The sequence below is a fragment of the Chromobacterium aquaticum genome (assembly GCF_021129195.1).
GTDB classification, from domain to species: domain Bacteria; phylum Pseudomonadota; class Gammaproteobacteria; order Burkholderiales; family Chromobacteriaceae; genus Chromobacterium; species Chromobacterium aquaticum.
Genome location: NZ_JAJOHW010000125.1, coordinates 1 through 7,624, shown reverse-complemented (window position 1 = coordinate 7,624; position 7,624 = coordinate 1). Strand labels below are relative to the sequence as shown.

Here is a 7,624-nt window from a genome sequence, read left to right as displayed (position 1 = left end):
GGCCACCGCCGCGTCCGCCGCGCTGGCGGCGATGTCCACTTCGCCGGCGACGATGGCGGGCATGATGTCTATGCCCTTGGCGAACATGCGCTCTTCGATCTTGAGATCGTACTTGGGCGCAATTTCCTTCATATAGCTGATGGCGCCATAGTGAGCGAACTTGAGATTGCCCAGCCTGACCACGTCGGCGGCCTGGGCCGACAGTGAGATGCCGGCGCTGACGGCGGCGAGACAGAACCAGGTGCGGATGCCTTGCATGATGTTTCTCCTTTGTGAGTAGGGAGCCGGGCTACGCTCGGCAACCTTTTATTTATACGACGTTTGCATTTCAGCGGCGCGGCCTTGCGCTGCGGTCTGATTTATTACGCAAGGCGCGTGCCAGCGCGCCTGGGGCGCAAACGACTGATTTATATGGGTCGAAGGGGAAGGGCGTGGCCGGATTCAGCCAGCGTCGCCGCGGACTGTGCCAAAACTGGCGCAGATGCGCGGCGACCTTGATTATTATTAATTTATTTAATATTTCGCGGCCGTGAACCCATCATCTCGCGCAGCGCTTCCTCCCTGGTGTTGACGCGGTCGATGTAGTCGAAGATGNNATACTGGATGTAGTGGCCGGCGAACTCGCGGCCTATGCGGTAGGCCTGGTGGTAATTGTCGGCGGGCGGCACTTGCCAGCAATGCTGGCGCAAGTGGCCGGGCATGATGGCGACGAAGGGCAGCTCCTGGTGCGGCACCGGCTTGGTGCCGGGCCGATAGTGCCGACGGAGTGGGAGTTTGACTGACATGCGCTCTCTCCTGAAACAAGGTTTAGCCGCATCCGGGTCGGAGGGCTGGGCAGACTGGCGTGAAGGTATTGGGGCTCGGGACTTGCCCGATGCCCCCCATGGTCTATCCGGTAAGAACCTGTTTACGCTCTGCTGCGCGGCGGCGATACCGCGTTGAAACCGAGCTCAGTGCTCATGTACCACGAGTACATTCCGCTTTTCGCTCGTTTCCGCCTTGTCTCGCCTTAGCTCGCGAGATCGTAAACACGTCCTAAGGAAGGACGGATGGTTCTGGGACGGGGACAAGACGCTGTTGGCGTCCGGTCCGCGGTGGCGAGGCCAGATTGATGATCTGGGCGCCGCGGGTTTGGCGGCACGCTGAAATAGTGCCGAGCGCTCTCGCGGGGGTCAAGGCGGCACGGAGCGGCGCGAGCGGGCGGCGCCGGCGGAGGCCGCAAAATGTATTCATCTCGTATGGCGGGATGTGGATAATGACGCGCTCGCGCTATTGGCTTATCGCTTCCGCGCGGCGGCGCGCCGCCGCGCTTGACCAGGATATCTTTAGAATCATGTTGAACGACATCAAGACCCCGCAGCCCTTTCTGCAAGTGTTCCCGGAACCGGAGTCCGTGTTCGCCGAGCCGGTGCGGCAATACGCCAAGCATCTGCTGCCCTGCGTGTCCATAGACCTGGCCGCCGTCGATCCCGCCTGGTCCGGCTGGATTCACCTGGTGGCGCCGGTGGAGCCCTGCGATGGCTATGTCGGCGACGGCAGCGAGGCGTTTCATAATGACTATCTGGCCAGCAACTGGCTGGCTTTCCGCCTGGATGAGGCCAATCGCTACCATTTGCTGGGCGATTTCCGCTATTTCCTGGCGGAGGACATGCCGGAGCCGCCACCGGCGGACGCGGCAGACGAGCATGGCTGGCTGCGCGAGCACTGCGCAGCGCAACATGCGTCCTACCAGGCGGCGAAAGCGCGTTATCGGCGTCTGGGCGCCTTGCACTACGTCGGCGGCCCTTTCATCAGCGAGGACAGCGATTTCAGCGCCGATGAACCATCCAATCTGATCGATCAGCTGGGCGGCGGCGTCTACGGCGGCAACTGGACCAGCCCCAGCGCCTTGCCGCTGGATGAGGAGGACGAAGAAAACGTGGTGCCGATAGGCCCGGACGGCAAGCGCTTCCGCTTTGTCGCCTGCGTGACCGGGTACGATTACGTCGCCAATGGCGCGGACACCATCCTGCTGTTCTACGAACCGGACAGCAAGGTGGCCTTGTTGACCTTTGACTGGTCTTGAAAGGCCGCAGCGGCCGGAGCGCCTTGGCTCGCGGTGGCGCGCGAGCTGATGAGCCAATGCTTGGTCGAGTTTGATCAGGAGGGAGCATGGAAGAACAATCGATGACGTTGCCGATCACGCGCGGTCTGCTGCGACAGGGCATAGACCCCGGTCTGCCCCTGGAGGCGATGTTGCGTATCGTCGAGGCGGTACAGGAGTTGCTGGCCTTGCCGGACAACGACTTCATGTGGACATCGTGGCGCGATGCGGAACAGGCGCTGGCCGAGGTGGTTCCGGAGCTGGCGCGGCTGCGCGCCGGCCAGTTGCCGGAGCGGTCGGCGCTGGTGCGCTGGTTCGCGCCCACCTGCTATTTGCAGGAAGTCAGCATCAGCAGCGGCTGGAGCGATGCCTATATCCAGTTGGCGGCCTGGTTCGACGAATTGGAGCCGCGATTGTGGCCGGCGGCCTAGCGTCCGCCGCTACAGGCATGAATCACCACCGCCGCTTGCGGCGGTTTTTTATTGCCCTTGGCATTGGTTTTTTTGTGTTTTATGCGCAATGAGCGATTTTTGCAATTTCCGGCGGAGCCCCGGCTTTACGCTCATGTCCATTAGCAATTCATGTTTCTCTTATTTTTGGACGGGCTAAGAACGTGTTCACGATCTCGCGAGCTAAGGCGAGACAAGGCGGAAACGAGCGAAAAGCGGAATGTACTCGTGGTACATGAGCACGGAGCTCGGTTTCAACGCGGTATCGCCGACGCGCAGCTGATCGTAAACAGGTTCTAAAACCGACCTCCGAAAGCCGATCATGCCCACCTCCTGTTGATAATCACTTGGAGTCCGTGATGACCCAAAGCACTACTCGGCGTTCGCGCTGCTTGTGCGGCCTGGCAGCCGCCAGCCTGCTGCTGACGTCGCCGGCGATGGCCGCCAGCTTCGTGCCCGACACCTTGTTGAAGTCGGTGTTGTATTACAAGACCAAGAACCGCAGCCATGCCGATCTCGGCGGCGACAAGATCGCCGGTGAGTTTCTGAAAACCCCCGGCTCGGTCTATTCCGAACTCAATCTCCAGCCGCCCATCATCAACTCCATAGAGTGGAATAACGCGCTCAGCGATTTCAACCGCTATCACCGCGTCAATCTGACGCTGGACGATTCGGTCAAATTGTTCGCCAGCGAGGCGGGCCTGAACAAGGCCTTGCCGGGCGTGGACGTGGACCTCAAGCGCGGCCGCGCCGGCTACCGCCAGGACGAGGACAAGCTGGTGTTGGCCAATGCCTTCAAGGCCGGGGTGGACGGCGACATCTTCTACAAGAGCCTGGACGTGTTCGGCTATGGCTATAGCACCATCGCCGCCAAGTTCGCGGTGGCGGCGCAGCTGCTGCGCGACGCGACGCAGCAAGTGCCGGCGGCCAAGCAGTTGCAGAACGGCATCCGCAAGGAGGTGCTGGACCGTTATCTGAGCGGCGCCACCACCGGCGTGAACAGCCTGTCCGAGTACGACAAGCATTATCTGATGAACCTGCTGCACAACGAGGTGCGGCGCACTCGCTTCAACTCGGCCGGCTTCAAGAACGGCCAGTTCCAACCGGCCGCGCAGTTCCGCGTGGCGCGCCTGGCCGCGGCCTACCAGGACCGCAAGGGTTATCTGTTCGACTTCCCCTGCGCCAAGGATGGCAAGAATCTCTACCCGGAGAGCAGCGGCAAGCTGTGCTACGCCAATATGACCGACCAGAAGCTGAGCGACTGGTATCGCAAGCTTTATCAGCAGCAAATGAAGCCGCATCCGCCGTCCGAGCGGGAAAGCAGCGGTTTCCAGCGCCTGGCCAAGCTATTGCTGCCGATTGCGTTGCTGATGGAGGGCATGGCGGCGATGGAGTTCTTCTCCACCTTGGAAGCGTCCGAGCTGGGGGCCGAGGCGGCCTTGACCGAAGAAGAAGTGGCGGCCAGCGAGTCCGGCTATCTCAGCCGCTTCTGCCGGATTTGAGCTTGGCGATCAAGCGATGCGAACAGGATTGAAATCATGACGATGCATACATTCAAGCAAGCGCGCGCGGCGGCCGCCGCCGTTCTGATGCTGGCGCTGTCCCAGGTGGCGCTGGCCGGGGCGACGGTGGATATCAGCAAGGTGAGCGACAAGAACAGCCTGGTGCCGGGCGAATTGGTCAACGCGATGGAGTACCATGTCAACGGCGTCAGCGGCGCGGCCAAGGCCAACCCGCCGTCCTCGTCCAAGCTGAAGAACCTGGCGGCCAAATGGCGCGGGGCCACCGTGGCCCGCTTCGAGTACAACTATCCGGGCGGCACCCGCGTCTACAACGCGATGTCCGGCCAGGACACCGCCGATTTGCTCTACGAGGCCAATTCCGCCGGCCACAAGGCCTATCCCGGCTATCTGCGCCAGAGCAGCGTGGAAAAGGCCGCCACCAATGTGAACGTACCCAACGGCAAGCTGTCCGCCACCATAGGCCAGCAGGCGACGGACGCGGAATTGAAGGCCTTGAAAACCTTCGAGAAGGATATTCTGGACGGCGCGGTGCCGCGTGGCGGCCGCATGGTCGGCTATATTTCGCAGGCGCCGTGCGCGTCTTGCGACAATGTGATCCGCCAGCAATTGGCGAATCAGACCGACTATGTGTCCGACATCAAGATATCCTATCTGCCCAAGGCGGCGGAGGAGGCGGAAGGCAGCGCGGCGCGCGAGCTGGCGCACGAGTTCAACGGCCGCCGGCTGCAGTCCTTGAAGGATAATGTGATGTCCTTGCGCGGCAATGCGGCGGCCAGGCTGAATGTGGGCGGCGGCACCGCCGGCTGCTTGTAGATCGTCCGGCTTAAGCCCGGTTTGGCGCCTGTCGGCGCCGGCCGGGCTTTTTCGCGCCTGGAAGCGGGCTGTTCATTGCTGCCAGTGGTTGTAAATCGTTTGCAGTTTTCCGTTTTGCTGCAGCCGGGCCAGCGCGGCGTTGAACGCCGCGGCGCGGCTGTCGCCCTTGGCGAAGGCGACGAAGCGCGGCATTTCCACCAGCGGCTTGGGCAGGATGCGCACATGCGGCAGCGCGCGCAGCTGGCGCGCGTAGTAGAGCAGCTGGCCGCGATCGCCGACGATCAGATCGATGCGGCCAGCCAGCAGCATCAGCAATAGTTGCTCGGGATTGGTGGCGCTGGCGTCGCGCTTGAGCGGAGCCTTGTCGTAGGAGGATTCGTAGGCATAGCCATGCACCTGGCCGACGGTGAAGGGGGCGAGGTCGCCCAGGGTGCTCCAGTTTTGCAGCGAGTGCTGCTTCAGCACCATGAAAACGGTGCGACCGGTGCGTATCGGGCCGGCCAGTTCGTACTGGTTGCGCCGCTCGGCGGTGCCGGCGAACTGGAAGGCCATGTCCACGTCGCCGTTGCCCAGCATCTGTTTGACCCGCTCCCAGGGATAGAGGTGAAGCTGGTAGGGAATCCGGGTTTCCGCCATTACCGCCTGCACCAGCTCCACGTCCAGGCCCTGTGGCCTGGCATCGGCCTCGCCCTGATAGCTGTAGGGGGCGAACTGGATATCGCCGGCGATGCGCCAAGCTTCCGGCTGGGCCGCCCAGGCCGCCCCGCAAAACAACAGCATGCTCAACACACGCCTCATGGTTGCTCCCGCTGTCGTCGCCCTTCGTCGGTATAGCCGGGAGCGGGCGGGGCGGCAAGGAGGCGGGTGGCGGCGCGGAATGAAAAAGCCCATCCGTAGCCGGATGGGCCGGGCTTGGCGCGGCGGGGCCTAGGCTGTCGCCGCCGCCGTGGGCGCCGGCTTTTTCAGCGCGCGCAGCATCAGGGCGGTGATGGCGGTGCCAGCCAGCAGCGCCAGCAGATAGAAGCCCAGATGGCTGACGGCGTTGGGAATGGGCAGCACGAACACGCCGCCATGCGGCACTTTCAGTTCCACGCCGGCCAGCATGGAAATGGCGCCGGCCACGGCCGAGCCCAGCATCAGCGCCGGGATCACCCGTAGCGGGTCGCGCGCGGCGAAGGGAATGGCGCCTTCGCTGATGAAGGCCAGGCCCAGCACGCCGGCGGCCTTGCCGGCCTCGCGTTCGTCGGCGCTGAAGCGGTCGGCGAACAGCTTGGTGGCCAGCGCGATGCCCAGTGGCGGGGTCATGCCGGCGGCCATGGCCGCGGCCATCGGCGTATATACCTGGCTGGCGATCAGGCCGGTGGAGAAGGCGTAGGCGGCCTTGTTGACCGGGCCGCCCATGTCGAAGGCCATCATCGCGCCGATGATGGCGCCCAGCACCAGCGCGCTGCTGCCCTGCAGGCTTTTCAGCGCCTCGGTCAGCATGCCCAGCAAGGCGGCCACCGGGCCGCCGATCACGTAGATCATCAACAGGCCCACCAGCAGCGAGCCCAGCACCGGCAGGATCAGCACCGGCTTGAGGCCGTCCAGATTGCGGCCCAGCTGGATCTTGCGGTTCAGCCAGTCGGTGCCGTAGCCGGCGATGAAACCGGCGATGATGCCGCCGAGAAAGCCGGAGCCCAGGCTGGCGGCCAGCATGCCGCCCACCATGCCGGGCGCGATGCCCGGGCGGTTGGCGATGGAGTAGGCGATGTAGCCGGCGAGGATGGGCACCATCAGCGCGAAGGCGGATTTGGCGCCGATCTGGAACAGCGCCCAGGCCAGCGTGCCCTTGTGGGCGTCGTCGAAGGCGTAGATGCCGCCCAGCGCGAAGGCCAGCGCGATCATGATGCCGCCGGCGGTGACGAAGGGCAGCATGAAGGACACGCCGGTCATCAGATGCTTGTACGGGCCGCTGCGCTCGCTGGCCGGTTTTTCCGGCGCGGCGGTGGCGCCCAGGTGGGGCGCGGCCTCGGCGAGGGCGCGCCGCAGCAGGCCCTGGCCGTCGCTGATGGCCGGCTTGGTGCCGCTTTGGAACAGGCGCTTGCCGTGGAAGCGGCTGAGCTCCACCTGGGTGTCGGCGGCGATGATCACCAGGTCGGCTTCGGCGATTTCGCCGGCGCTGAGCGTGCTCTGCGCGCCGACCGAGCCCTGGGTTTCCACGCGGATGCGGTGTCCCAGCGCCTGGGCCGCCTGGCTTAGCCCCTCGGCGGCCATGAAGGTGTGGGCGATGCCGGTGGGGCAGGAGGTGATGGCGACGATGAACAGCGGCGCGGCGTCCGCCGTCCGGTTCAAGGCGGCATCGGCGGCTTGGCGCAGCGCGGCGGCGGGATCGGCCAGCGCCAGATCCAGGCTGACGGCGCGGCTGGGCAGCGCGGTCAGCGCCGGGCGGGCGGCGGCGTCGACCAGCAGCAGGCCATGCGCGGCGGCGATGTCGGCGTCGCTCAGCGGCGGCGCGCCGTCCAGTTCCACGCTGAGCTGGTGTCCTTGTTGCAGGGCGGCCTGACGCAGCGCTTCCGCGGCCAGGCGGCCCTGGGTGCTGCGGTCGCCGGAGGCGATGATGGCGAGCAGGTTCATGTTGTCTTCCTCTGGTGTTGTTCGTTGCGGCCGATCGTAAACAGGCTCTCAGTCCAGCTGGTGGAGCTGGGCCTGGGCCGCCAGCGCGCGCACTTGCTCCGCGGGCGGCAGATGCGGTCCGACCCGCGCCAGCTTGGCGG

6 protein-coding genes and 1 pseudogene are annotated in these 7,624 nt (G+C 64.6%); 4 read left to right on the top strand and 3 right to left on the bottom strand.

The annotated features are described in order from the left end of the window. Positions 1-258, bottom strand: a pseudogene (locus LQT98_RS18500) (hypothetical protein); the annotation flags it as partial. A gap of 1,075 nt (positions 259-1,333) precedes the next feature. Here LQT98_RS18500 and LQT98_RS18495 point away from each other — a divergent pair. The 4 genes from LQT98_RS18495 to LQT98_RS18480 all read left to right on the top strand — a co-directional run bounded on the left by LQT98_RS18495 (position 1,334) and on the right by LQT98_RS18480 (position 4,868). Continuing rightward, positions 1,334-2,065 carry a hypothetical protein gene (locus LQT98_RS18495; protein WP_231464177.1) on the top strand — a complete coding sequence of 244 codons (732 nt, stop codon included), beginning with the start codon at positions 1,334-1,336 and terminating at the stop codon, positions 2,063-2,065. Between the two features lie 86 nt (positions 2,066-2,151). Beyond that, complete coding sequence (locus LQT98_RS18490; RefSeq protein ID WP_053074362.1) at positions 2,152-2,514, top strand: Rossmann-fold NAD(P)-binding domain-containing protein; 363 nt, start codon at positions 2,152-2,154, stop codon at positions 2,512-2,514. Positions 2,515-2,891: 377 nt separating this feature from the next. Then, positions 2,892-4,034, top strand: coding sequence for a hypothetical protein (locus LQT98_RS18485; protein WP_048409734.1), 1,143 nt, complete (start codon positions 2,892-2,894; stop codon positions 4,032-4,034). 36 nt (positions 4,035-4,070) lie between these two features. Next, positions 4,071-4,868, top strand: a complete 798-nt coding sequence (locus tag LQT98_RS18480) for a hypothetical protein (RefSeq protein ID WP_231464175.1) — start codon at positions 4,071-4,073, stop codon at positions 4,866-4,868. A gap of 72 nt (positions 4,869-4,940) precedes the next feature. Here LQT98_RS18480 and LQT98_RS18475 read toward each other — a convergent pair whose 3' ends face one another. Together LQT98_RS18475 and LQT98_RS18470 are read right to left on the bottom strand one after the other, a co-directional pair. Then, positions 4,941-5,666, bottom strand: a complete 726-nt coding sequence (locus LQT98_RS18475; protein ID WP_231464173.1) for a substrate-binding periplasmic protein — start codon at positions 5,664-5,666, stop codon at positions 4,941-4,943. A gap of 129 nt (positions 5,667-5,795) precedes the next feature. Beyond that, positions 5,796-7,484 (bottom strand): PTS fructose transporter subunit IIC, encoded by a 1,689-nt coding sequence (locus tag LQT98_RS18470; RefSeq protein WP_231464171.1) that lies wholly within the window; start codon positions 7,482-7,484, stop codon positions 5,796-5,798. Positions 7,485-7,624 lie beyond the last annotated feature (140 nt).

What these genes read in the sequence shown, in the direction of transcription:
- LQT98_RS18480 (WP_231464175.1), top strand. Translation starts at nt 4,071, where the DNA reads ATGACGATGCATACATTCAAGCAAGCGCGCGCGGCGGCCGCCGCCGTT.
- LQT98_RS18485 (WP_048409734.1), top strand. Translation starts at nt 2,892, where the DNA reads ATGACCCAAAGCACTACTCGGCGTTCGCGCTGCTTGTGCGGCCTGGCA.
- LQT98_RS18475 (WP_231464173.1), bottom strand. Translation starts at nt 5,666, where the DNA reads ATGAGGCGTGTGTTGAGCATGCTGTTGTTTTGCGGGGCGGCCTGGGCG.
- LQT98_RS18495 (WP_231464177.1), top strand. Translation starts at nt 1,334, where the DNA reads ATGTTGAACGACATCAAGACCCCGCAGCCCTTTCTGCAAGTGTTCCCG.
- LQT98_RS18490 (WP_053074362.1), top strand. Translation starts at nt 2,152, where the DNA reads ATGGAAGAACAATCGATGACGTTGCCGATCACGCGCGGTCTGCTGCGA.
- LQT98_RS18470 (WP_231464171.1), bottom strand. Translation starts at nt 7,484, where the DNA reads ATGAACCTGCTCGCCATCATCGCCTCCGGCGACCGCAGCACCCAGGGC.